This window comes from Janthinobacterium sp. (assembly GCF_009923995.1).
GTDB lineage: Bacteria > Pseudomonadota > Gammaproteobacteria > Burkholderiales > Burkholderiaceae_D > Janthinobacterium.
This window is the reverse complement of record NZ_RFSK01000004.1, coordinates 59,253-84,136: the sequence shown is the minus strand read 5'-3', so window position 1 is coordinate 84,136 and position 24,884 is coordinate 59,253. Positions and strand designations below refer to the sequence as shown.

General features: G+C 66.7%; 18 protein-coding genes. 6 read left to right on the top strand and 12 right to left on the bottom strand.

All coding sequences use genetic code 11. The annotated features are described in order from the left end of the window. Window positions 1–72 precede the first annotated feature (72 nt). Both EBS11_RS03220 and EBS11_RS03215 read right to left on the bottom strand, forming a co-directional pair. Entirely contained in the window at window positions 73–1,260 is a 1,188-nt protein-coding gene (locus EBS11_RS03220) for an MFS transporter (protein ID WP_290600505.1), read from the bottom strand. A 99-nt stretch (window positions 1,261–1,359) separates the two neighbouring features. After that, the gene (locus EBS11_RS03215) at window positions 1,360–2,397 is read right to left on the bottom strand and encodes an NAD(P)-dependent alcohol dehydrogenase (RefSeq protein WP_290600504.1); all 1,038 of its coding nucleotides are present in this window, start codon (window positions 2,395–2,397) and stop codon (window positions 1,360–1,362) included. 116 nt (window positions 2,398–2,513) lie between these two features. Here EBS11_RS03215 and EBS11_RS03210 point away from each other — a divergent pair, with 116 nt between their 5' ends. Then, entirely contained in the window at window positions 2,514–3,404 is an 891-nt protein-coding gene (locus tag EBS11_RS03210) for a LysR family transcriptional regulator (protein WP_290600503.1), read from the top strand. A gap of 9 nt (window positions 3,405–3,413) precedes the next feature. On the opposite strand, the gene EBS11_RS03205 is transcribed toward EBS11_RS03210, so the two are convergent. The 7 genes from EBS11_RS03205 to EBS11_RS03175 all read right to left on the bottom strand — a co-directional run bounded on the left by EBS11_RS03205 (window position 3,414) and on the right by EBS11_RS03175 (window position 13,761). Further along, complete coding sequence (locus EBS11_RS03205; protein ID WP_290600502.1) at window positions 3,414–4,514, bottom strand: porin; 1,101 nt, start codon at window positions 4,512–4,514, stop codon at window positions 3,414–3,416. A gap of 9 nt (window positions 4,515–4,523) precedes the next feature. Beyond that, entirely contained in the window at window positions 4,524–5,987 is a 1,464-nt protein-coding gene (locus EBS11_RS03200) for an amidohydrolase family protein (RefSeq protein ID WP_290600500.1), read from the bottom strand. Window positions 5,988–6,161: 174 nt separating this feature from the next. Then, window positions 6,162–7,040, bottom strand: a complete 879-nt coding sequence (locus EBS11_RS03195) for a LysR family transcriptional regulator (protein WP_290600499.1) — start codon at window positions 7,038–7,040, stop codon at window positions 6,162–6,164. Window positions 7,041–7,284: 244 nt separating this feature from the next. Beyond that, on the bottom strand, window positions 7,285–10,449 hold the full coding sequence (locus EBS11_RS03190; RefSeq protein WP_290600497.1) for an efflux RND transporter permease subunit: 3,165 nt from the start codon (window positions 10,447–10,449) through the stop codon (window positions 7,285–7,287). Continuing rightward, window positions 10,446–11,957, bottom strand: coding sequence for an efflux RND transporter periplasmic adaptor subunit (locus EBS11_RS03185; RefSeq protein ID WP_290600495.1), 1,512 nt, complete (start codon window positions 11,955–11,957; stop codon window positions 10,446–10,448). The genes EBS11_RS03190 and EBS11_RS03185 overlap by 4 nt, the downstream gene beginning before the upstream one ends. Then, window positions 11,954–13,174 (bottom strand): TolC family protein, encoded by a 1,221-nt coding sequence (locus EBS11_RS03180; protein WP_290600494.1) that lies wholly within the window; start codon window positions 13,172–13,174, stop codon window positions 11,954–11,956. The genes EBS11_RS03185 and EBS11_RS03180 overlap by 4 nt, the downstream gene beginning before the upstream one ends. Window positions 13,175–13,344: 170 nt before the next feature. Continuing rightward, the gene (locus EBS11_RS03175; RefSeq protein ID WP_290600493.1) at window positions 13,345–13,761 is read right to left on the bottom strand and encodes a hypothetical protein; all 417 of its coding nucleotides are present in this window, start codon (window positions 13,759–13,761) and stop codon (window positions 13,345–13,347) included. Between the two features lie 365 nt (window positions 13,762–14,126). Here EBS11_RS03175 and EBS11_RS03170 point away from each other — a divergent pair, with 365 nt between their 5' ends. Continuing rightward, complete coding sequence (locus EBS11_RS03170) at window positions 14,127–14,504, top strand: cytochrome c (protein ID WP_290600645.1); 378 nt, start codon at window positions 14,127–14,129, stop codon at window positions 14,502–14,504. A 75-nt stretch (window positions 14,505–14,579) separates the two neighbouring features. Here EBS11_RS03170 and EBS11_RS03165 read toward each other — a convergent pair whose 3' ends face one another. Beyond that, the gene (locus tag EBS11_RS03165) at window positions 14,580–14,993 is read right to left on the bottom strand and encodes a MerR family transcriptional regulator (protein WP_290600492.1); all 414 of its coding nucleotides are present in this window, start codon (window positions 14,991–14,993) and stop codon (window positions 14,580–14,582) included. Window positions 14,994–15,304: 311 nt separating this feature from the next. Between EBS11_RS03165 and EBS11_RS03160 the strand changes: the two genes are divergently transcribed. The 4 genes from EBS11_RS03160 (at window position 15,305) to EBS11_RS03145 (ending at window position 21,062) form a co-directional block, all read left to right on the top strand. Continuing rightward, entirely contained in the window at window positions 15,305–16,543 is a 1,239-nt protein-coding gene (locus EBS11_RS03160; protein WP_290600491.1) for an NADH:flavin oxidoreductase/NADH oxidase family protein, read from the top strand. Between the two features lie 134 nt (window positions 16,544–16,677). Continuing rightward, window positions 16,678–17,598, top strand: coding sequence for an acetoacetate decarboxylase (ADC) (locus EBS11_RS03155; RefSeq protein ID WP_290600489.1), 921 nt, complete (start codon window positions 16,678–16,680; stop codon window positions 17,596–17,598). A 208-nt stretch (window positions 17,599–17,806) separates the two neighbouring features. Beyond that, the gene (locus EBS11_RS03150; protein WP_290600488.1) at window positions 17,807–18,844 is read left to right on the top strand and encodes a zinc-dependent alcohol dehydrogenase; all 1,038 of its coding nucleotides are present in this window, start codon (window positions 17,807–17,809) and stop codon (window positions 18,842–18,844) included. 265 nt (window positions 18,845–19,109) lie between these two features. Then, window positions 19,110–21,062, top strand: a complete 1,953-nt coding sequence (locus tag EBS11_RS03145) for a cytochrome c/FTR1 family iron permease (RefSeq protein ID WP_290600486.1) — start codon at window positions 19,110–19,112, stop codon at window positions 21,060–21,062. A gap of 130 nt (window positions 21,063–21,192) precedes the next feature. Here the strand turns inward: EBS11_RS03145 and EBS11_RS03140 are convergent, their stop codons facing one another. After that, a complete protein-coding gene (locus EBS11_RS03140; RefSeq protein ID WP_290600485.1) occupies window positions 21,193–22,143 on the bottom strand; it encodes a hypothetical protein in 951 nt (316 codons plus the stop codon). Between the two features lie 60 nt (window positions 22,144–22,203). After that, window positions 22,204–24,045 carry a DUF4157 domain-containing protein gene (locus tag EBS11_RS03135; protein ID WP_290600484.1) on the bottom strand — a complete coding sequence of 614 codons (1,842 nt, stop codon included), beginning with the start codon at window positions 24,043–24,045 and terminating at the stop codon, window positions 22,204–22,206. Between the last annotated feature and the right edge of the window lie 839 nt (window positions 24,046–24,884).

Below are 24,884 nucleotides of genomic sequence, written 5' to 3'. Positions count from 1 at the left end.
GCCCATCTGTTCGCCGTTCGGGGCGCGTACGGGGAATGCGGGCCAGTCACCTGCACCGGCCCGCACGGCGTCTTAATTGACGGCAGCGGCTCCCCCTGACGGCGCCGGATAAAGTAACACTTTCGCGGCGATCGCTGCCAGTGACAGGAGGCAGAAGATCAGGCCGCACCAGACGATGCCCTGCACGCCGTAGGCGTTGATGAAGCTGCCACCCAGCGCGGAGCCCAGCACGACGCCGCCGTTACCGGCGGACACAAACAGGCTGGTCGCGAACTCGGGTGCCTCGGACGCTTCGGAAGTCAGCCACACCTGGCTTATCAGCATGCCGCTCGTGTGGGTTGCGCCCCACAGCACGGCGATGATGGTCATGCTGGCAAGGTTTGCGCTGCCGCACACTTGCAGCACCCCATAGGCCAAGGCCAGCGCGACGGGATGCAGCAGCGTGGTGGCGACCATATTGCGGCCGAGCAGCCGCCCTGCCAGCAAATTGCCCGACACGCCGCCGATGCCGAAGACCAGCAGAACCAGGCTGGTCGTGGTGGCATCCATGCCCGTGGCGCTCCTTAAATATTCCGCCGCGTAGCTGTACACGGAGAACATGGCAGTAAATACCAGCACCGTGGCGACGATGTTGAGCCACAGCGCGGGCTTGCGCAGCACCGCCAGCTGGCGTCCGAAACTCAGCGCCACCGGACGTCCCTGCCCCGGCAGCATCAGCATCAGGCCGATGCCGGCGATGACCGTCGCGGCAGAACAGAACAGGAAGGACGCCTCGTAGGAGACATGCGCCGCCACCCAGGTCGTCGCCGGCACGCCCAGCACCAGGCCGAAACTGGTGCCGACAAAGGCTTGTGCCATGGCATGCGCCGCCCGCTCCCTGGGATAGAGCGAGGCCGCTGCTGCAAATGCGGCCGAGAAGAATACCGGGTGCAGCAGCGCCGGCACGATGCGCAGGGCCATCAGGCTGGAGAAGTTCGGCGCATAGGCAGACAAGGCGCTGCAGACGGAAAAGCCCAGCAGCGCTGCCACCAGGACCTTCTTGCGGTCATGGCGGGACGATATCAGCACCAGAAACGGCCCCAGGATGGCGATGATGAGGGCAAATATGCCCATCAGCATGCCGGCTTGCGCCACCGTGACACCGAAGCGCTCCACAATGTCGGGCAGGATGCCGACGATGCCAAACTCCAGCGTGTACAGGCCAAACAGTCCCAGCATGATGGCCGGCATCGCCGCAGACGAGGGAATCCGCCTAGTCATCGGCGCACTCCCGCCCGCCGAACGGCCGGGGCAGCCTGCCGCCTGTCCCGCCGCCCGCGGTGGCACGCCCGCGCTGTCGTACGATACATGGCGCGGCCCTCATTCTTGGCCAACCTGCACCACAATCTTGCCGAACGCGCCCCGCTGGAGATGGGCAAACGCGGCGGGCACCTGGGAAAACGGATAGGTGGCGTCGATCACGGGCTCGATGCCCAGCAGGTCGATGGCGCGCACCAGGTCTTCCAGCGCGCGGCGCGGACCGACGGCGATGCCGACGATCGTGGCGCGGCTGCCCAGCACCGGCAGGATGGGCAAGGTGAAGCTGTCGGCGTCCAGCAGGCCGATGATGGAAATGCGGCCGCCCTGCACCACCGCGGCCAGCGAGCGCGCGACGTTCTCGCCGCCCGTCATTTCCAGGATGTGGTCCGCGCCGCGGCCGCCGGTCAGGGCCAGCACTTCCTGCTGCCAGTCCGGCGTGGCATTGCGGTTGATGCCGTGCTGGGCGCCCAGGGCGATGGCGCGCGCGATCTTCGCATCGCTGCCGCTGGTGACGATGACGCGGGCGCCGTGGGCGGCGGCCAGCTGCACGGCAAACAGGGACACGCCGCCCGTCCCCTGCACCACCACCGTCTGTCCGGCGTGCAGCTTGCCCAGTTCGACCAGGGCCATCCAGGCGGTCAGCGCCGCCACCGGCAGCGTGCTGGCCTGCGCGGCGCTCAAGGTGCGCGGCGCATGCACATACCATTCGGCCGAATCGACCACATACTGCGACAGCACGCCGGACAGCGGGCCGCCGCGGGTCGGCGCCTCCGACCATGACAGCGGCACGCCGTCGATCCAGCCGGGCATGTAGGCAGACAGCACGCGGTCGCCGACCGCGAAGCGCGTCACGCCGGCACCCACCGCGACGACGCGGCCCGCCATGTCGGACGCCGGCGTGAACGGGAACGCCAGCGCATTGCCCATGCCGTTGTCGACCACTTCGGCGTCGCGATAGTTCAGCGACACGGCCTCGGTCGCGATGACGATTTCGCCTGCCTCGGGCGCCGGCAGCGGCAGTTCGCGCAATGCGAGCCGGTCCAGCCCCAGGGAGGGAATTTCCCAGCGTTGATGGGTAGCGGGAAGCGTGGTATTCATGATGAGCCTATTCAAGTGGAGGAAGAAGGCTATATCGTAGGAGCTGCGCCGATCCGGAGTAAGTGGGGTATAGTGCCGTTATTTACGGAGTTAATCCTCCGCAATAAGGAAACATCATGGAAAGCATCAGCGCCCTCAATGTATTCGTGCAAGTGGCGGAAACCCGCAGCCTCGTCGCTGCCGGCCGGATACTCGGCGTGTCCGCTTCCGCCATCGGCAAGCGCGTCGGCGCGCTGGAAGAGCAGTTGGGCGTGCGGCTGTTTCACCGCAGCACCCGCAGCATCACGCTGACGGCGGAGGGAACGATGTTCCTCGAACGCAGCCGCCGCATCCTGGCCGAAATCGAGGCGGCGCAGACCGAGCTGTCGCAGGTCCACATGAGCCCGCGCGGCCGCCTGCGCGTCAGCCTGCCGCAAGTGGGCGAGCCCTTCCTGTCGGTGCTGGCGCAATTCAAGCAGGCCTATCCGGACGTCGACCTGGACCTCGATTTCACCGACCGCCGCGTCGACGTGATCGAGGAAGGATTCGATGCCGTCATCCGCAGCGGCAACGTGCCCGATTCGCGCCTGACGGCGCGCCGGCTGGGATCGTACCGCATGCTGCTGGCGGGGGCGCCGGCGTATTTCGCCCGGCACGGCATACCGGACAGCTGTGCCGACCTGGCCGGCCACGCCTGCATCCAGTTCCGCTATCCGAATACGGGCAAGCTGCAGGTCTGGCCCCTCTGCCCCGACGAAATCGCCGCCGACTTCCAGCTGCCGACTTCCGTCGTGTGCAACAACCTAGAGGCGCGCATCCTGTTCGCCCTGCAGGGCCTGGGCATCGCCTACCTGCCGGATTTCGCCATCGGCCCGCACCTGGCGGCTGGCAGGCTGGTCCACGTCTTGCCGCGCTGCGCAGAAAATCCGGCACCGTTCCACATCATGTGGCCGTCAGGCAAGCATCTTGCGCCCAGGTTCCGCGTGTTTATCGACTTTCTGCATGCGCACCTGTTCCCGCCTGCCTGAGGGCCGTGCTTAAAAGTTATGCCGCAGGCCAAGATTGAAGGCGCTGTTGCCCGAACCGGCCTCGTTGCCGTTGCCTACGGTGTAGGCGGCGCCGTTGCGGTTGCGGATCTTCGCCCACGCCAGGTAGGTGCTGGTGCGCGGCGACAGGGCGTAGGTGTAGCCGAGCGCCCACTGGCTGGCGTCCTGCTGGAACGGCGTCCTGTCGTGCTTGCGGATGAACGAGGTCATCACCCTGCCCTGTGTGCCGGCAGGAATGCTGGCCCCCAGCAGCAGGTCGGTGCTGTCCGTGGAAGGCACGACGCTGCCGGGCGCACCGTAGGCGCCGGGGTTGGGCACGGGTGAGCTGTTGGCCCCCTTGTCCACGCCGCAGGCCAGGTAGGCGGTGAGGAAAGCGTAGCGGTAGTTCATGGCCAGCACGCTGTTGCGGGCATTTCCCTGCGACACGGCGGCGGCGAGGGGCGCCGCGCCGGCGGCCACGTCCTGGTTCAGCACGCTGTGTGCGAGGCGCACGGTGAGCGGCCCCGCCGCATAGCCGATGGCCATGACCAGCTGGCGCCCCGCATGGCTGTCTGCCGCCTGTTCGCCCAGGCTGGCCGCTGCCTCGGCCGTCCAGCCCCGGCGCGCGGGCGACGTATAGCTGATGGTGTTGCTGGTGCGGACCACGTTTTTTACGGGAAAAAGATTCTTCGCCGTCCCCGCGTAGCCCAGGCTGAACGGATCGGCCACCTGCACCAGCGTGTAATACAGGAAGGTGTGCTGGCGACCCAGGCGCACGCTGCCCCAGTCGCGGCTTTCCAGGCCGATATACGCCTGGCGGTTGAAGAGCTGGCCGTTCGTGTTATCCAGGCTGCCATCGTCGATGCGCATGCCCAGTTCCAGCAGGAACACGGCGGACAGGCCGCCCCCCAGCGCTTCCTTGCCGCGAAAACCGAGACGGGAATACGCGCTGGCGCCGCTGGTGAGCTTGTTCACCTTGCCCGCGGCGCCGCCGCGCTCGCCGACCAGGGCCGCATCGACGATGCCGTACATGCCGTCATCGGACTGCGCCTGGGCGCCGGCGGCCAGCACGCCGCCGGCCAGCAGCGCGCCGTAAACACAGGCCGCTTTCACGGGCGGCCCCTAGCCGCGCACGTGGAACTGCCTGGCGAAGGCGTCCGGCGTGAAGCCGGCGGCCTTGAACAGGTGGGCTTGCGACTCTTGCGTAGCGGCATGCAGGGCCGCCATGTCGAGGTCCAGCAGCTTGCCGTGCTGCTTGCGGATGCGTCCGCCGATGATGACGGTTTCCACATTGCTGCGCTCGGCCGCGCCGACGACGGTGCCCAGCGCATTATTCGACGGATACAGATTGATGTCGTTGGTATTGATCAGCACGATATCGGCCTGCTTGCCTTCGCGCAAGCTGCCCGTCTGCCGGCCCAGCCCGGCGACGGCGGAACCGTCGATGGTGGCCGCCGACAGCAGCGCCCGCATGTCCACCGGCGCGCTGGCGTGGCTGGCGGACTTGCGCGCCAGCGCCGAACTGCGCTGCAGGTACAGCGCCGCGCGCATCTCGGCAAACATGTCGCCGCCGTAGGCGCTTTCGTTGTCCACGCTGAAACCGGGGCGCATGCCATGGTCGATGGCGGCCTGGTAGCCGAAGATGCCGCTGCCCAGCGCCCAGTGCGTGTCCGAACGGGGGCAGACGTTGACCTGCACGCCCGTGGCCTTCAGGATTTGCCACGCTTCCTCGCTCAGGTCGGTGCAATGGTTGAAGATATTGTCGGGGCCCAGCAAGCCGGCGCGGTGCAGCTCCGGCAGCTGGGCCGACATGTCCTGGCCGAAGAATTCCGTCACCAGGGGGATGCCCAGGCGGCGGCCGACGGCCCACTGTTCCCGGTCCACGGAAGTCATCATGGCCAGGGTCAGCAGGCCGCCGCCCTGGCTGAAGCGCTCCTGCTGCAAGGTGGCCAGGTCGGCGTACCAGCTGGCACTGTCCCATTTGCCGACCAGCGGCGCGCCCGGCGCATGCACGGCGCGGATGCCCGCATCGTGCAGCGCATCGACGGCGTGCAGGGCATGCTGCAGCGAGCGGCTGTTGTGGGAGTTGTCGATCAGGGTGGTGATGCCCGCGTCGATGGCGCCCAGCGCCGTCAGCAGGTTGCCGACATACATGTCGCGCGGCCGGTAATGCGGCGCGAACGCCTGGTGGGTGCCGGCGATGTAGTTGCCCAGGTCGGCGGAATTCGGATTGATGCGGCGCAACTGGCCTTCCCACGCGTGGCGGTGTGTGTCGACGAAGCCGGGGATGACGATGCGGCCGCGCGCGTCGATGACTTCCGCGTCGCCGGCCTCGATATGCCCGGCGATGCGGGCAATGGTGCTGCCGCGTATCAGGATGTCGCCCTGCGGCAGGTCCGGCTGCTGCGGGTCCATCGACAGGATGGTGCCGCCCTTGAGCAGCAGGGGCCGGGTCCGCTCGGCAGCCGCCCTGCCCGTCACGCGGGGAGCGGGCGAGGCGGCGGCGGCCAGGGCGGATGGACCTGCCGCCAGTGCGGCGGCGGCGGAAACGGCATGGGCCAGGAACTGGCGGCGGTTCGATTGCATGGTGTTTTCCCTCTTCTGTGTGTCGCCCTGCGTGTGATGCAAGAGATCACGCTCGTCGCAATGGCTATGCGGCGATGATGTCAGAAGGGGAAACGGGGAAAAAGGGGCGCCCGGCGTTTTCACTATGCGGCGCGGGCGAAGAATCGCCGGCGCCCGCCTGCCGGGCCGCGCCGCTCAGCCCAGCTCGGCGCAGATGTCCACCAGCCAGTCGGTAAACACGCGCACGGCCGGCGACAGGTGGCGGTTGTGCGGATACACGAGCGACACGGGCACGGGCGCGCGCCGCGCCCCGGCCAGCACTTCGCGCAGCCGGCCCGACGCCAGTTCCTCGCGCACGAGGTGGCTGGCCAGCTGGATGAGGCCGTGGCCGTGCAGGCAGCAGCGGATATAGGAATCCGTGTCGTTGACGGCCACCTGCCCCGTCAGCGGCACGGCGACTTCCTTGCCGTCTTGCAAGAAATGAAATTCCGCGATGCGTCCCGTGCTGCCGGAAAAATACTGTACCGCCTGGTGCGCGTGCAGCTCGCCGACGCCTTGCGGCACGCCATGCCGCTCGAAATACGCGGGCGCGCCGCAGGTAATCCATTGAAACGCGCCCAGGCGCCGCGCCACCAGGCCCGAATCGCGCAATTGCCCCGTGCGCAGCACGCAGTCGATGCCTTCCTGCACCAGGTCCATGGGCCGGTCGTTCATGCCCAGCATGAGCTGGATGTCCGGGTACAGGGCAAAGAATTCCTGCAGGCGCGGCAGCACCAGCGCGCGCGCCACGGCGCCCGGCATGTCCACCCGCAGCCGCCCCCTGGGCCGGCTGCTGCGGTGCTGCAAGTCCGATTCCGTGTCGTCGATGGCTTGCAGGATGTCGCGGCTGCGCTGGTAGTAGCGTTCGCCCTCGGGCGTCAGGCTCAGGCTGCGCGTGGTGCGGTGCAGGAGCCGCACCTGCAGGTGGCTTTCCAGGCTCTTGATGATGCTGGTGACGGAGGACGGCGCCATCGACAGCGTTTCGGCCGCCTTGTTGAAGCTGTTCGCTTCCACGACGCGCAGAAACACCTGCATAGCTTGAATTCGATCCATGGCTGCCGGAAAACAAAGTGGACGGGCGCCGCGCCGCGCGACTATTCGCGTTCAGCGAAGAATGCAGGCGCGACGGGCTCTTTTTCTCATTCTACCCGATGCCCGTACCGGCCCCATGCCCGGCCCCATGCCCGGCGCAAGGGCCGCCGGGCAATGCGGTGCCGCCCCGCAGCGGCGGCACCTCCCGTGCACGCACCGTCTCGCGCTGCGGGCGCCTTGCGCTTGCCTAATGCACAAGCTGCGCGGACGACTGCTGGGCCATCGCCGCACGCATTGCCTTGCGGCGTATCAACAAGTACACGGCCGGTACGACGAACATCGACAGCAGCGGCGCCGTGAGCATGCCGCCCACCATGGGCGCAGCGATGCGCTGCATCACTTCCGATCCTGTGCCCTCCCCCAGCATCACCGGCACCAAACCGGCCATGATGACGGCCACCGTCATGGCTTTGGGCCGCACGCGCAGCACGGCCCCTTCGCGGATGGCGTCCAGCAAGGCCGCCTCGCCCTGCGCGCCCTGCGCCAGTTTCGCTTCCCAGGCCTGCTTCAGGTACAGCAGCATGATGACGCCAAACTCCGCCGAGACGCCCGCCAGGGCGATGAAACCCACGCCGCTGGCCACCGACAGGTGGTAGCCCAGCAGCCACAGCAGCCAGATGCCGCCCGCCAGCGCGAACGGCAAGGTGGCCATGATCAGCGCCGCCTCATCGGCGCGGCGGAAGGTCAGGTACAGCAGCACGAAGATGATCAGCAAGGTGGCGGGCACGACGGTTTTCAGCCTGGCCGTGGCCCGTTCCAGGTACTCGAACTGCCCCGACCACGACACGGCATAGCCGGCCGGCAGCTTGACCTGCGCGCCGACGGCCCGCTGCATGTCGCGCACGGCGGAACTCAAGTCGCGCCCGCGGATATCCACGTACACCCAGCCCGACAGGCGCGCGTTCTCGCTTTTCAGCATGGGCGGGCCGTCATCGATGCGGATGGCGGCCACGTCGCCCAGGCGGATCTGCGCGCCCCGCTCCGTCAGCACGGGCAGGTCGCGCAGTTTCTCGACGGAATCGCGCAGTTCGCGCGGATAGCGCACATTGATGGGAAAGCGCTGCAAGCCTTCCACCGTTTCGCCCACATTCTCGCCGCCGATGGCGCTGGCGACGATGCCTTGCACGTCGGCGATATTCAGGCCGTAGCGGGCCGCCGCGTCGCGGTCGATGCGGATATCGACGTAGCGCCCGCCGTTCAGGCGCTCGGCCAGCGCGGACGACACGCCGGGCACCGTCCTGACGACGCGCTCGATCTGTGCCGTGATGCCGTCGATGTCCTGCAGGCTGGCGCCCGCCACCTTGATGCCGACGGGACTCTTGATGCCCGTGGCCAGCATGTCGATGCGGTTACGGATGGGCGGCACCCAGATATTCGTCAGGCCCGGCACCTGCACGGCGCGGTCCAGTTCCGCCACCAGCTTGTCCGGCGTCATGCCGGCCCGCCACTGCGCGCGCGGCTTGAACTGGATCGTCGTCTCGAACATTTCCAGCGGCGCCGGGTCCGTCGCCGTCTCGGCGCGGCCCGCCTTGCCGAACACCGTCTGCACTTCTGGCACGGTCCTGATCAGGCGGTCCGTCTGCTGCAGCAGCTCGGCCACCTTGCCCGCGCCTATGCCCGGCAAGGCCGACGGCATATATAAGAGGTCGCCCTCGTCCAGCGGCGGCATGAATTCGCCGCCCAGGCGCGACAGCGGCCACGCCGTCAGCAGCACGGCCAGGCCCGCCACCAGCAAGGTGGTCTTCGGACGGCGCAGCACCTTCTCCAGCAGGGGCCGGTACGTGGCGATCAGCCAGCGGTTGAGCGGGTTGCTGTGCTCGGCCGGTATGCGGCCACGGATCAGATAGCCCATCAGCACGGGGATCAGGGTGACGGCCAGGCCCGCCGCGGCGGCCATGGCATAGGTCTTGGTGAACGCCAGCGGGGCGAACAGCCGCCCTTCCTGCGCTTCCAGGCTGAACACGGGAATGAAGGACAGCACGATGATCAGGAGGGAAAAGAAGAGGGCCGGCCCCACTTCGGCGGCCGCGTCGCCGATCACCTGCCAGTGCGTGTCGCCCTGCAGCCGCTGGTCCGGGTGCGCGTGCTGCCACGCCTCGATATGCTTGTGGGCATTCTCGATCATGACGACGGCCGCGTCGACCATGGCGCCGATGGCGATGGCAATGCCGCCCAGCGACATGATGTTGGCGTTGACGCCCTGGTAATGCATGATGATGTAGGCGATCAGGATGCCCAGCGGCAACGAGACGATGGCCACCAGCGCCGAGCGCAGGTGGAACAGGAATATGGCGCAAACCACCGCCACGACGATGAATTCCTCGATCAGCTTGTGCTGCAGGTTGCCCACGGCGCGCTGGATCAGGCTGGAGCGGTCGTACACGGGCACGATTTCCACGCCGGGCGGCAAGCCCCCTTTCAGCACGGCCAGCCTGGCTTTCACGGCGGCGATGGTCTCCAGCGCATTCTTGCCCGAACGCATGATGATCACGCCGCCCGCCACCTCGCCCTCCCCGTTCAGTTCGGCAATGCCGCGCCGCATTTCCGGCCCCAGCCGCACCGTGGCCACGTCGCCCAGGCGCACGGCCACGCCCGCGTCCGTCGTCGCCAGGGGAATCTGGCGGAAATCCTCGAGCGACTGCAGGTAGCCCGAGGCCCGCACCATGTATTCCGCCTCGCCCAGTTCCAGCACGGCGCCGCCCGTTTCCTGATTGGCGCGTTGCACGGCGGCAATCACCTTTCCGTGCGGAATACCGTAGGCGCGCAGCTTGTCCGGGTCCAGCACGATCTGGTACTGGCGCACCATGCCGCCGATGCTGGCCACTTCCGCCACGTTGGGCAGGGCCTTGAGCTCGAACTTGAGGAACCAGTCCTGCAGGGCGCGCAGCTGCGCCAGGTCCTGCCTGCCGCTGCGGTCGACCAGCGCATACTCGTAGATCCAGCCCACGCCCGTGGCGTCAGGCCCCAGCGCCGTCTTCGCCTGCGCGGGCAGGCGCGATTGCACCTGGCTCAGGTATTCCAGCACGCGCGACCTGGCCCAGTACGGGTCCGTGCCATCCTCGAACAGGATGTAGACGAAGGAATCGCCGAAAAAGGAATAGCCGCGCACGCTCTTCGCGCCCGGCACGGACAGCATGGTGGTCGTCAGCGGGTAGGTGACCTGGTTTTCCACGATCTGCGGCGCCTGCCCCGGATAGCTGGTACGCACGATGACCTGCGTGTCCGACAGGTCGGGAATCGCGTCGAGCGGCGTGTGCGCCAGGGACCAGATGCCCCAGGCCGCCAGGAACACGGTGGCCAGCAGGACGAGGAAGCGGTTGCCGATGGACCAGCGTATGAGTTTGGCGATCATGGCTTGCCTCCCTGCATCGCCGGCATCGCCATGCCGTCCATGGCGGCGGGCCGGATGGCCGTGATGGCGAAGCCGCCCGCCGCGCTCTTGCTGAAGTCAAAGTCCACCTTGCTGCCCACACGGATCTGTGCCGGCAGGCCGCCCGGCGGCAAGGCAAAGGCCATGGTCATCGGTCCCCAGTGCAGCGAGGCGACGGGGCCGTGCGAAATGGTGATGTCGTGCGGGCCGACCTGTTCCACCGTGCCGGCAGCGTGATGCCGCGCCGCGGCGGCAGGCGCGGCGGCGGCCGGCATGCCGCCCATGCGCGTGATCGTACCCTTCAGGCTGGCTTCCGAATCGACGAGGAACTGGCCCGACACCACCACTTTCTGCCCGGCAACCAGACCCTTGCGGATTTCCGTCATGCCATTGCCTTCCGCGCCCGTCTGCACCTCGACGGGCGTGAAGCGGCCGGCGTCGCTTGCCAGCATGACGAGCTGGCGCGTGCCCGTGGCGATCACGGCTTCCGATGGCAGCAGCAGGACGTCGGCTGCCGCCCCCGGGGCGAAAGTGAGCGTGGTAAACATACCGGGCAGCAGCAAGGCGCCGGGATTGGCCAGCTCGATGCGGGCCGTCACGGTGCGCGTGGCCGCGTTAACTTCCGGCAAGATCACGCTGACCTTGCCGTGGAACACCTTGCCGGGCAGCGCCTGCGCGCGCACCTCGACGGCCGTGCCGGGACGCACCCTGGCCGCCGCGCTCTCGGGCAGCGCGGCATTGACCCATACGCTGGACAGGCCATTGATGCGGAACAGGGGCGCGCCGGCGGCCACCGTCATGCCTTCGCGGGCGTCCAGCCCGGCGATGACGCCGGCGATGGGCGCCGCCACCGTCAGCCGCGCATGCACGCTGCCGCTGTTTTCCACCAGGCGTATCTGCGCCTCGTCCATGCCGGCCAGGCGCATGCGCTGGCGGGCCGCGTCGGCCAGGCCGGCCGCGCCGTCGCCCCGCATGCGGCGGGCGGCGAGGAATTCCTCCTGCGCGGCGATCCAGTCCGGCACGTACAGCTCGGCCAGGGCCTGCCCCTTGCGCACGGGATCGAAGGGGGCGCGCACGACCAGGCGCTCGAGGTAGCCGCCGCTGCGCGCCTGCACGAGGGCCACGTCGCGCTCGTTGTAGGCCACGCTGCCGACGGCCGCCAGCGGCGCGGCCAGCGGGCCGGACGTAACGCGGGCCGTGCGCACGCCCAGGTTTTGCTGGACGCGGGGATCGATGCGGATGCCGCTGCCGTCCCCGGCCGCATCGCTGTCCGCATACACGGGCACCAGCTGCATGTCCATGAACGGTGACTTGCCCGGTTTGTCGAACTTCTGGCCCGGCACCATGGGGTCGTGCCAGTACAGGGGTTTTTTAGTGCTGGCCTGCGCCGGTGCGGTGCGGCTGCCGTTGGCGGCGCCGACCTGGTAGCCCGCATAGCTTGCCGCCAGCACGGCGGCGACGGCGATGGCGAGTGTTGTTGGATGGTTCATGGCTGCTGCTCCAGGTCGTGCGGGGTGTCGGGAAAGAGGAAACGCAGCTGCGCCCAGCGCTGGGCGGTGTCCATCTGCACTTGCAGCCAGGCGAGGCGCGCGTCGAGTGCGCCGCGCCGCGCGGCCAGCACGTCGGCCAGGGTGGCCTTGCCGCCCCGGTAGGCGGCCAAGGCCGCCGCGCTGCGCTGTTCCAGCACGGGCAGCAGCTGGCGGGCGTAGCGCGCGCCCCGTTCGCGGCCGCTCTGCCAGGCGATGAGCAAGGCGCGCGTGGCGACGGCATCGTCGCGCAAGGCTTCCTCGCGCGCGTCCTTCGCCTGTTCGGCCAGGGCCAGTTTCGCCGCCAGTTCGCGGTCCTGGCGCTGCGGCCGGTCCCACTGCAGGGGCAGCGACAGGCCCACGGACAGCATGTTGGCGTAGGCGCTGCCGCGCTGCTGGAAGGCCACTTCGACGCTCCAGTCCGCATGGCGGTTCGCCTGCGCCAGCCGCACGTCCGCTTGCGCCGCTTCTTCCTGCAGCGCCAGCACCGCTAGCTGTGGCCGGCGCGTGATGCTGGTCTCCAGGATGGCCGGATCGAGGCCGATGTTGTCCAGGTCAGGCAAGCCGGACCCGTCCAGCTCGCCCGGGCCGCCCGTCCAGCGCGCCAGGGCATTGACTGCCACGTCGAGGTCGCGGCGGGCCTGGCTGGCGCGGTCTTCCAGCGCAAACAGGGCGGCGCGCGCGGCCAGCAGCGCCGTCTGGCTGCCGGGTCCGCCCCGATAGGCTGCCTCGGCCGCGTCGATTTCCTGTCCCGCCAGCGCCAGCTGCGTGGCCAGCACGGTGACCATTTCCCGGTTGTAATACACGCTCAGCCAGGCGATGGCCGTGTCGCGCTCGATGGCGGCCAGGGCCGCCTGCTGTTGCGCCTGCGCCCTGCCCGCCTCGCGCTGCTGGCGGACGGCGCGCCAGTGCAATTTATCGGCGCTCGTCAATTCCTGCGCGATGCCGATGCGCCGCATGGTCATGGCATCGTTGTTCAAATTAAAGCGGTCGCGGCCGCCCAGGGGCAGATTATCGATGCCTGCCTTGAGGACAGGATCGGGCCGCTGGCCCGCCGCGACGGCCATCTGCTGCGCGGCGATGGCCGCCTGGTCTTGCGCGGGCAGCTGGCGCGAGCGGGCAACGGCTAGCCGCAGCGCCTCGTTGAAGGTCAGTGGCGGCGGCGCGGCCGCGGCAAACAAGGGGAATGCGAGGGCGAATGCAAGCGCCGTCCTGCGCCAGGGGCGAAGACGCGCTGCGCGTGCGTGCGGCTGCACGCCATGCGAAAGTGACATGGGGACTCCAGAATGCGATGGACAATAGCGCCGCGCCAAAAATGGCGAGACGACAAGGTTCTAGGCAATCTGCGGTGTCAAATGCGGAAACAGCAATGGCGGATGGCGATGGGCGGCGCGGTGGAGCGCGCCAGGGTCACGTCCGGGGGCGGACGGCCGTGCTGCAGGATGGGAGCGTCGGGCACCAGCCACAGCAGGGGCACGACGATGGCGATGAAAGGCGGCAGGTCGGCGCCATGCACCTTGTCCAGTGTTTGCCTGGCGGCATCGCCATGCGCATACACATGGCACAAGGTCGATTGATCCGTATCCATGCCGGTACAGCCGGGCATGTCCGGCATGGCCGTCATCGCCCCGTGCATGCTGGCCGCCGGACTGCTCCCCACCAGCGGCGCGCCCGGACACAGGTATGCCGCAGCAGCGTGCTGCATGAACAGCATGCTGAGTATGGCGACGAATGCCGTCAATAAACGCGTGGCGCGACTTATCTTCATCAACGTTCTATAAGGGTGCTGCCAGGCTGGCTGGACAGGGGCCGACTATACGGGACGGCAAAATGGCCAAACAATGCGCATTACTTGCCGATATGCGCACTGTAAGCGTTCCAATGGCGGGAAGGTCAAGCATTTTCCATGCGTTGCCCTGTCAACCCTGCAACATGACGGCGCACGATAATGCCGGGCGTCGCATGCGGGGCTTGTGGGACAATGCCGCCGGGCCGGCCGCCCTCCCGCAAACGCGTGGGCATCGCCCATGGCTGCTTCCCCCTTCCCGCATCGCGGGGAGCGGGCTGCGGCAGGCGCACGACGGGGATTTCCCCGATGCATATCGGGTTCATACAATCAGACGACATGAAGAAATGAAAATATCAGTTATCGCTACGCTGGGAATGTTATCCCTCATGCAAACGCCGCCTTCCTATGCGGAGAATGCCAACGGCAAGAAGCTGTTCCTGCAGCGTTGCGCCATGTGCCACGGCGCGGATATCAAGGGTACGGGCGCGCTGGCGCATAAAAGCAATCCGCCCACGCCGGATCTCACGACGGCCGCCTTCAAGAAAAGGCTGCGCGATTACCCCGGTGTCATCGTGTCATCGGTCATACTGCGCCCGAATGGCGATCTGATTCCCAAGACCCTGCGCGAAAATGGCGTCAAGGTGGCGCCGTACGCCTGGAAAGTCAGCGATTTTCGCGATTTGCATCAATATATGAGCGAGGTGATTGCGGCAAGCCGGTGACAGGCCCATGCCAGGCGGCTGCGGTGCCCCGGGCGCCAATGTCGGGATGGCTGCGGCGTGATGCGCAGCACGCATCTACTCCTTGCCGGTCATTCCCATGCTGTGCATGACCCTGGCAGCATTCTCCTTGCAATCCACATCCTCCGGCCTGGCGTCTATCAGTTGAATCAGCGACAGGAGCTGGGCCTTGTTCTGCGCCAGGCGCGCTTCCAGCGCGGCGATATCCGCCACCTTCCTGTTGAGTGCCGCCAGCAGCTCGTCATGTTTCCATGAAGACATATCCTCCGGCAAGACTTGCCTGATTTCCTCCAGGGAAAAGCCCGCCTGCTGGGCGCCGCTGATAATGGACAGTACGGCCACGGCTTCCAGCGGATAGTCGCGGTAGCCGTTCGACTGCCGGCTCACGGCTTTGAGCAAGCCCTTCGATTCGTAGAAGCGGATCGTGGAGGCGGCCAAGCCGCTGCGCCTGGCCAATTCGCCAATTTTCATGGTGTTTCCTAAATTAGTGCAATTTGTTGTCCCAAGGGGCTTACGGCGGTGCCTGTGCCACTGTTGAAACCAGACACGGAATCGTCCTGCGCCTTTGCCCAATCCCCGCCCAGTGCGCGAACACCGCGTCACCGACTATAAGCTTGAAGCCCGCTTGCATGTCAAGCGGGCGCAGGAGCTTTGTGGCTCAAAGGCTGCGGACTTCGTCAACCCAGTGTCCCGAACGCGACATGGAACTTTTTCGTTTTAGGGCTTGACCTTCAAGTTAGCTTAAAGCTTATCGTGAGGCTATCGCAACCTTGGAGATCAACATGAAACCCTTTACCCCACTGACACTGCCCAATGGGACTGTCATTCCGAACCGCCTCGCCAAAGCCGCCATGGAAGAGAACATGGCAGACCAGGACCACGCGCCGTCGGAGGCGCTGATACGCCTGTACCAGACATGGGCCGACGGCGGTGTCGGCCTGATGATCACCGGCAACGTGATGATCGACCGCCGCGCCATGACGGGCCCCGGCGGCGTGGTGCTCGAGTCGGCGCAATTTGGCGCCCGCTTCGAGCAGTGGTCCCGTGCGGCCCGTTCACGGGGGGCGCACATCTGGATGCAGATCAACCATCCGGGCCGCCAGATGCCTGCCGCCATGGGACAGGAAACCATGGCCCCGTCCGCCGTGTCCATGGATCTGGGCAATTTCTCGAAGCAATTTGCGGCGCCGCGCGAGATGACGGAGGCCGATATTGCCGACGTGAAACAGCGCTTTGTCCGCGCCGCGCAGCTGGCGCAGCAGTTTGGCTTTACGGGCGTGCAGATCCATGCGGCACACGGTTACCTGATCAGCCAGTTCCTCTCCCCGATCACCAACAAGCGCAACGACCGCTGGGGCGGATCGATAGCAAACCGGGCCCGGCTGCTGGTGGATGTCGTCAGCGCGGTGCGGCAGGCTGTCGGCGCAGGCTTTGCCGTCGCCGTGAAGCTCAACTCGGCGGATTTCCAGAAGGGCGGATTCAGCGCGGCAGACGCCAAACAGGTCGTATCCATGCTCAACACGCTGGGCGTGGACTTGATTGAGTTGTCTGGCGGCAGTTATGAAGCACCGGCCATGCATGGCCAGACCCGCGACGGCCGCACGCTGGCCCGCGAAGCCTATTTCCTCGAGTTCGCCAAGGACATCGCCACGGTGGCCCGCATGCCGCTCATGGTGACGGGTGGCATCCGCCGCTACCAGGTGGTCGAGCAAGTGCTCGACAGCGGCATCGCCATGGCCGGCATGGGGACGGCGCTGGCACTCGATCCCCGGCTGCCGCAGGCCTGGCTGTCCGATCAGGCAGCCAGCCCCGCGCTGCGCGCCATCACCTGGAAAAACAAGGTGCTGTCGTCCATCGCCTATATGGCGATGGTGAAGTACCAGCTGCGGCGCTTGAGCCAGGGCAAGCCGGCCAGGCCGCATGTGGCCCCTGCCCTCGCCCTGCTGGTTCAGCAGTTCGAAACCGTCGTCAGGAATCGGCAGTATCGCCGCCGGATGAACAGGCATGCGCCTGCCGCATGATGGCCGCAGCGGGTCTTGACTGAACTTTTCCGTATCAACCATTGCAGGAGCGAGAAATGAAGATGAACATAGCCGCGGCAGCCACTGGATGTCTCTTGGGTACGGCAGCAATCTTATCCTGGGCCGACACCGCCGTGGATGACACCCGGGTCGTCGTGAACATCGCGGGCCATGACGTTCCCGTGCAGGCTGGCGGCCTGTATGAGCGCTTTCGCTCGAATCCGCCTTTGTCGGTCATTGCGGCGGAAGCGCCGGACGTCGACCTGAGCTGGTTCAAGGGAATCAAGAAAGAAAAGGTGGACATCGGCTTTACCTCGTATTCGCCGAACTTTTATTACAAGAACCGCAAGATCACAGCCGTCTTTACGGCGGACCTGGCACGACTGAAGGAGCTGGTGCCGGAAGACATGCGCCAGCAGGTGCAGCCGCTGCAAGTGTGGCCAGGCCGGGGCGCCGTGGCATTGACGGCCTACGCCTATGACTACTGCGACAACGACAGCTACAATGAAATTTCACTGGCGATCGTGACCAATCAACCCGGCGCAAGCAGTTTTGGCCCCTTTACCTTGCTGGGCCAATCGCTGTCCAAGGATTTCTGGGGCTATGTGCTCAAGCTGCCCGTGAACACGGAACTGGCCAGGGTGCGCGGCGTCGTCGGCTACAACTTGCCCAAATGGCTGACGGCCATCGATCTGAAGGAGACGGCATCGAGCATTTCCTTCGAGGTCAGGGACAGCGCAACGGGAAAGCTTGATTTTGTCTTTGAAGGGAAAAAACTGGGCGACTTGTCGCACGAGGCCGATTTGGTGAGCAACAGCTTCACCAACAGGGATGGCGCCGGCAAGCTGACGTATGGCCGTGCCGTTTCCCGCCTGCTGAGCCACGCATCGAGCACGCGCGCGGAATCGGTCGAGCTGCAACTGGGCGACGGCAGCTTCTCCCGGTACATCAAGTCATTGAAGCTGGGGAAGATGATGAAATATGAATACGTGCCCGCCTTCCAGAATGCCCTGTATGCCCCGCAGCCGCTGCAAGCCCTCGGTGTTGGCAAGTAAGCTGCGGAGCAGCCTCCAGCAAACCAGCAGTGAAGAGCACCGTGCCAGGTGCTTCTTTATCCCTTGGCCTCCCCGTATAAGTTGATGTAGATCAATCATTTTTCCTATTGTGTGCAGCAGAATATGACCATTGCAAGTCTCTGTTGCACAGACCGTGACAGAGCGCCTGCGTCCTGCATTACGCATTTGCCACTACACAAGGAATACCATGACACCCACTACCATGAAAGCCGCCGTCGTCGAGCAACTGGGCCAGCCCCTGGTGCTTCGCGAGGTGCCCGTGCCCGTGCCCGGCCCCGGCCAGATCCTCGTCAGGACGGAAGCCTGCGGCGTCTGCCACACGGACTTGCATGCGGCGCGCGGGGACTGGCCCGTCAAGCCCACGCCACCCTTCATCCCCGGCCACGAAGGCATCGGCCTGGTGGTGGCCGTGGGCGCGGGCGTGACGGAAGTGCAGCTGGGCGAGCGGGTCGGCGTGCCCTGGCTGTATTCCGCCTGCGGCCACTGCGAGCATTGCCTGGCGGCCTGGGAAACCGTGTGCGCCGAGGCGCAGTTCGGCGGCTACACGAAGAATGGCGGCTTCGCCGAATACATCCTGGCCGACCCGCGCTACGTCGCGCATATTCCGGCGGGCCTGTCGGCCGTGCAGGCGGCGCCCATCATCTGCGCCGGCGTGACCAGTTACAAGGGCATCAAGGAAACGGGAGCGCGGCCGGGCGAATGGCTGGCCGTGTCCGGCATCGGCGGCCTGGGCCACCTGGCCATCGAGTATGCGCTGGCCATGGGCTTGCGCGTGGCGGCCGTCGACATCGATGAAGGCAAGCTGGAACACGCGCGCACCCTGGGCGCCGAAGTGACCATCAATGCGCGCCAGGGCGACCCGGTGGCGGCCCTGCGCGAAGCGACCGGCGGCGGCGCCCACGGCGTGCTGATCACGGCGCCATCGCTCGATGCCTTCCAGCAAGGCGTGGCCATGACGCGCAAGCGGGGCACCTGCGTGCTGGTGGGCCTGCCGCCGGGCGACTTCCCCACGCCCCTGTTCGACGTCGTCGCCAATTGCGTGACGATACGCGGCTCGTTTGTGGGCACGCGCCAGGACATGGCCGAGGCGCTGGCGTTTGCCGCCAATGGCAAGGTCAGGGCCGACGTGGAATTGCAGCCCCTGTCGGCCATCAACGACGTCTTCCACCGCCTGGAGCACGGCAAGGTGGCCGCGCGCGTCGTGCTCGACTTCAGCCAAAGCTGACCGGTCCGCCGGCGCCGCAGGGACCTCCCTGCCGCCGGCAAGCGCACGGGGCCGCGACGCGCAGCACGCGCGCGGCCAGCCTCCCATCTTTCCTTTCTCCCGCCGCCCGCTGCGCGGCGCTTCCCCGACACTGCCTGCGCCCTCCCCCTGCCAGCCCGGCAAGAAATATGCGCGAGGGCGCCGCCTTTTGCGCCCGCGCACGCCCGTGCGCCGTTGACACCCGCGAGTAGCTGTCCTATAGTCGCCGGGTTAACAAGAAATGAGAATGAGAATCATGTTCATTAAAATGAAGAAATGGCTCGCCTGCTATCCCCTCGTGGCCGCCGCCCTGCTGCTGGCCGCTGGCGCGCAGGCGCAGGAGACTGCGCCAGACACGGGCGCCAAGCAGTTGTGGCAGCTGATCGACTACGTGGCCGTCGATTACGGTGGCGCCGTCGAGCACGGCAAGGTGGTCAGCGAAGCGGAATACGCGGAAATGCTGGACTTCACGGACAACGCGGCGACGCAGATCGCCGCCCTGCCCGCGCACGCGTCGAAGGCAGCCATCGCCGCCGCCATCGCCGAGCTGCGCGCCGCCGTCGTCGCCAAGGCGGACGGCGCGCAGGTCAAGCGCCTGGCGCACCAGGCGAACGGCTTGCTCATCGCCGCCTATCCGATTCCCGTGGCGCCCAAGGCGCTGCCCAACCTGGCGCGCGGCGCGGCCCTGTATGCGGCCCAGTGCGCATCGTGCCACGGCGTGGCCGGCGGCGGCGACGGCCCGCTGGCGGCCAGCCTGGAGCCGAAGCCCATCGCCTTCACGGATGGCGAGCGGGCGCAGTCGCGCAGCCTGATGGCCCTGTACCAGGTCATTTCGCAGGGCGTGGCCGGCACCTCGATGGCCAGTTTCGGCCAGTTGTCCGACGGCGAACGGTGGGACCTGGCCTTCTTTATCGGCGGCATGTCGCACGACGCGGCGGCGCGCGCGCACGGTGAAAAACTGTGGCAGGACGATCCCCGGGCCAAACAGCTGTACGCGGACCTGGCCGCCGTGACGACCCTGACGCAGGAAGCGGCGGCCGCCAAGCTGGGCGCGGACGAAGCCCGGGCGCTGACGGCCTACCTGCGCAGCGCGCCCGGCAAGGCCGAGGCGCACAAGCCGGCCGGCCTGGCCCTGTCGCGCCTGCGCCTGGCCGAAAGCCTGGATGCCATGCGGGCGGGCGACCGCGCCGCCGCCACGCGCCTGGGTCTGTCGGCCTACCTGGACGGCTTCGAGCCGATCGAGCCGATGGTCGGCGCGCGCAACAAATCCCTGCTGCTGGCCGTGGAAAACGCCATGCTGGCCTACCGTTCGGCCGTAGCCAAGGGCACGCTGGCCGATGCCGAGGCGGCCGGCGACAAGCTGCAGCAATTGTTTACCCACGTGGAGGCGGAGCTGGGCGACGCCCAGGCGGACCCGATGACGACCTTTGTCGGCGCGCTGACGATTTTATTGCGCGAAGGCGTGGAAGCGCTGCTGATCGTCATCGGCATCATCGCCTTTCTGCGCAAGGCCAAGCGCCACGATGTATTACCCTACGTGCATGCGGGCTGGATCAGCGCCCTGGGCGCGGGCGGCCTGACGTGGGTGGCGGCCACCTACCTGGTGACCATCAGCGGCGCCAGCCGCGAAGTGAGCGAAGGACTCGGCTCCGTCTTCGCGGCCCTGGTCCTGCTCAGCGTGGGCCTGTGGATGCACCAGAAGAGCAGCGCCGGGCGCTGGCAGGAATACCTGCACGAGAAACTCACGGCGGCCATGTCGCGGCGCTCGGCCTGGGGCCTGTTCGCCCTGGCCTTCATCGCCGTCTACCGGGAAGTGTTTGAAACCGTGCTGTTCTATTCCGCCCTGGCGGCGGACGGCAATGGCGGCGCCCTGCTGGGCGGCTTCCTCGTGGCCATCGTGCTGCTGGCCGTCATCGCCTGGGCCTTGCTGCGCAGCAGCGCTCGCATGCCGATCGGCAAGTTCTTCTCGTGGACGTCCGCCTTCGTGGCCGTGCTGGCCGTGATCCTGATGGGCAAGGGCGTGGCCGCGCTGCAGGAAGCGGGCTGGGTGGGCGTGACCCCCGTCGATTTCGCCCGCATCGACCTGCTGGGCATCCTGCCGACGGCGGAAACCCTGCTGGCGCAGGCGGCCATCCTGGCCATCATCGTTGCCGGCTACGGCTGGAACCGCATCTCGGCCGGCAAGCGCAAGCCGGCCTGATCTGCATCGCGCCGGCCCGGGCACGCTGTGCCCGCCGGCGCGCTCCCCCCCACACGCATTCCTGCGGCCCTGCCGCCCCTTGCCAGCGCCGCAGGGCCGGCGCTTCGGCGCCCGGGCACGCCGTCCATGCCTATTTCCTTTTGGAGAATTTTTTCTTGTGGTCTTGCTGCCACATGCTCAAGTCCTCGTCCAGCACATTCCCGGGCGGATGCGCTTTCTCTGCCTTGGCGATTTCATCGACGGCACGCTGTTTCCTTTGATCATTTTTTCTCTGCCTGTAGTAGCCGACCAGGGAGCCGCCCAGCGCCCCAGTCATGGCTCCGGCAGCCAGCAGGCCGGCCCCCGCCACGACGGGAGCAGCGGCGATGCCCAGCAAAGCGGCCACCGGAGGCAAGGCCCAGTTGGCCAGGCCAGCCAGGCCGCCCGCGACGGCGCCCCAGCGCGCGCCGGACTCTACGCCCTCGCGTACATGGGTGTCTTTGAACTCGCCGCCGTCAAGCGCCCGGTCCGCGCGCGCCAGGTGCGCCGAGCGTGGCGTCATGGCGCCGCCCGCGTCGAAATTGGCATCGAAGCCGTCGCCCGGGTCTTCGCTGCGCAGGCTGGAGTTGGGACCGAGGGTGATATTGGAGCGCAGGCTCAGCAAGTCTTTCTCGCCTTTGACGCCCAGCGTTGCCTTGTCATCGTCCGTCAGCGACGGGTAGAGTTTCTTCAATTTACTTTTTGCAAGCTTGTGGTGGCCGCTATCGGCCGTTTCGGCAGTATGGCCCACGGTCAGGTGTCCGCTGGCGCTTTTCAATTCTCCGTCGATGGCAGCGTTGCGCCACTTCTCCTTTTTCTTGCCCAACTGAATCACAGCCTGCGGGGCGGCCTGCAATTGCACCACGGCCTGCGCCTGCGCGCCGTGATTCGCCATGGCTTGCCAAGATTTCAACTGCAGGGCCTGCTGGCTATTTTCCGCCAGCGCCTGCAAGGTCCCGGCGCCTGGCGCCAAGGGGACGGCTGCCTGCCCACCCCGCGGCTTTGCGGCGTGGGCCTGGCCGGCCGCCGTGCCGCCGGTGCGTGCCGCTTCAACATGGGCCATTGCGCTATCCTCCTGATGTCCTGCATTGCCAACCAAATCCCCAGGCCGCCGGCGGGTAGCCTAGAAGTCCTTGAACTGTTCGCCCAGCGTCCGGTCGTAGGCCCCGCCTATCATGCGCACGAGGATGTCGCGCGGCGTCATCGAAGGGGAACTGAGCTTGACCGCCACGATCTGCTTGTTGGCCTCGTCGAAAATCAGCAAGGGCTCGCCTGCGTGTGCGCCAGCATAGGAAATCTGATAATCCACGTCCTCTCCCAGGATGTACTGCGCGTGCGAGATGAACATCTGCACTTTCGGGATGGCGCTGGTGACGAGGTTTTTTTCCATGTCGATGCCGGGGTCTTCCACGCGGATGCCGCCCGTCCTGGCCGCCGACAGGCGCTTTTCCTTGATCGTCTGGCGCTCGATCAGCAGGCGGAACTGCGTTTGCGGCAATAAATGATGGTAGTCGCTGATGGTTTTCAGCAAGGTATTGACGGAGGAGCCGGAAATGGCCGTTTCCGTCAGGGCGATGGTGATCATGGGGGGACGATGCAGCAGACGCGGATTGCGCGCCAGCATGGAAAACATCCGGCCCTCCTCCAGGTTCATCATGGCCATGGCCAGGTTTTTGTGCTGCGTGGTGCGCTTCGCCGTTTTCGCGATCTTGACGTTCAGGAGGTCGTGCCTGACGGCAAGCAGATGGTCGGCGACGAGCGAACCGCCCCGTTCCAGGCTGAAGACCGCCGTGGCGTCGCCCAGCATATGCACCAGGTCGAGCAGCGCGCGGCGATTGTCGCGGATGAAGGGCGCCAGTATCGCCCCCTTGATGTACGGGCCGAATGTCTCTGCCGTCTTGCCCGTCTGCTGCAGGAATTCCTCGTTGTCCGTGCCGCGGATGACGCCGATGGCCTTGTGCCGCTCGTCCAGGTTCGCGTCAGACAGGCGGGCCCGAATGCCGTGCAGGTGGCCGAGCTCTGCATGCTCGACCGGTTCGAAGACCTCGTCGCCCCCCATGGACAGGGATGGCTCCTTGCGCTCAGCCTGCTCAACGGGCCCCAGCTCGTGCAGCCGGGCTGCATTTTCAAGCACTTGCACCAGCGCCGCATATTGATCCCCGAACGTGACCACCCACTGGCGCTGGTACTGCCTATCATTATTCATGGACAACAAAAAGGTCAGGCGATTCTGTACGCCGTCGAGGATGTCGGGGGAAATGCGGCTACGGCTGGAGTGATAGTTGTCCAGTATGTTGTCAAATTCAATTTTGCTTCCGAGCAACTTATTCGATATCGCCACGATTTTATCGTGCATGTCGACCAGGTCGTTGATGGCAGCCTGCCACGTGTCATAGGTATGGGCAATGCCATCGTTCGCCCAGGCAAGCAGGACGGTGTTCAGTTTCCTGTCCGCTATCGGTCCCCGGTGGTACTCCTCCGGTATCGCCGTGGTGCGCCCTGCGCCGCCTATTTTGAAATAGCCCTGCACCACCCCGGGCGATGCGGACGCCTGCCTGCGGGACGCGGCCAGGCCAGCGTGCCATTGCGCCGCCCGGCTGCCCATCACGTCGGCCTCTTGCTCGAGCGCCCGGTCGTCATTGACGGGCACGCCCCCTTTCATCTGCAGCGTCGGCCTGACCCGGCCCTGTTTCTGCTGCACCACATGCCAGGCTTCATGCGGCAAGTGCCTTTCCTGGCCCGGCGCCAGGTGGATGGCCGTGCCCTGCGCATAGGCGTGCGCGTGCAGCTGGGCCGGCCTGGGCGAGTTGTAATGGACGGTCACATCGTCGAGGCGATAGCCGGACAGGCCTTGCAGGCCCGCCTGCAGGCCGGCGGGCAAGCCGCCAGGCGTGGAAGGGGCAGCTGCCGCCGTGCCGCCCGTGCGCTGCACGGGCAGCCTGGCCAGGGCAGCGCCATTGGCCATCTCCGCCTGGGCCTGCAACTGGCGCAAACGGGGATGCCCGTGCATGCCCTGCGCCTGCAGCGTGCGGCCCTGGACCGGCGGCCCGGCCGCCTTGCCTTGGCGCGTATCGCGCGTGGTATCGGCGTGTGCCTGCATGGTTCAGTTCCCCGGCGGCGTGAACGTCACCTCCGCTGCCCTGGCTGGTCACCGTGACCGCCGTCACGGCGCCGTGCGCGACCGTGGCGACGGCCTGCGCCGTCATGCCGCCATTGCCAGGCGCGCCGATGGTGACCAAGGGCGCCGACAGGTAGCCGCTGCCAGGACTGCTGATGAGTACCTGCAGCACCACGCCGCCTTCCATCACGGCAATCGCTTGAGCCGCCTCGTAGGCGGCGCCGATTTTTTCATATGCCGCATGCAGGGCCTGGACATAGGGCGTGCGCGGGCTCAGGATGTCGGGTTCCGTGGGCGACGGCGCATACGGCGCGCGTCCCTCGGCGACGGCGATGCCATACAGGCCCCAGCTTTCTTCCGGCCAGGCGGGTGCCTGCCCGCCATCGTGGGTAAACGGGTAGGCCGGATACACGCTGCCGCCGCCGAGCATGGCGACCTTGCCCTGTGCGTCCGTCCGGTACATCTGCGTGGCGGGATCGAGCGGCGACTTGGCCTTGTCGACGTGCTTCGGGTCGAAGGAGGCGTTTTTCCACCATTCATCGGTGAATTCAAAGTAAAAGGCGCCCGCCACGAAAGCGAGGTAATTCTGCATCATCGCCACCGCGCTGCCGATGGTGGCCGCGCCCGCCGCCAGTCCCGCGGCATCGAGTTCCTGGGCCTTGGCATTGCCGACGGTAGGACCGGGC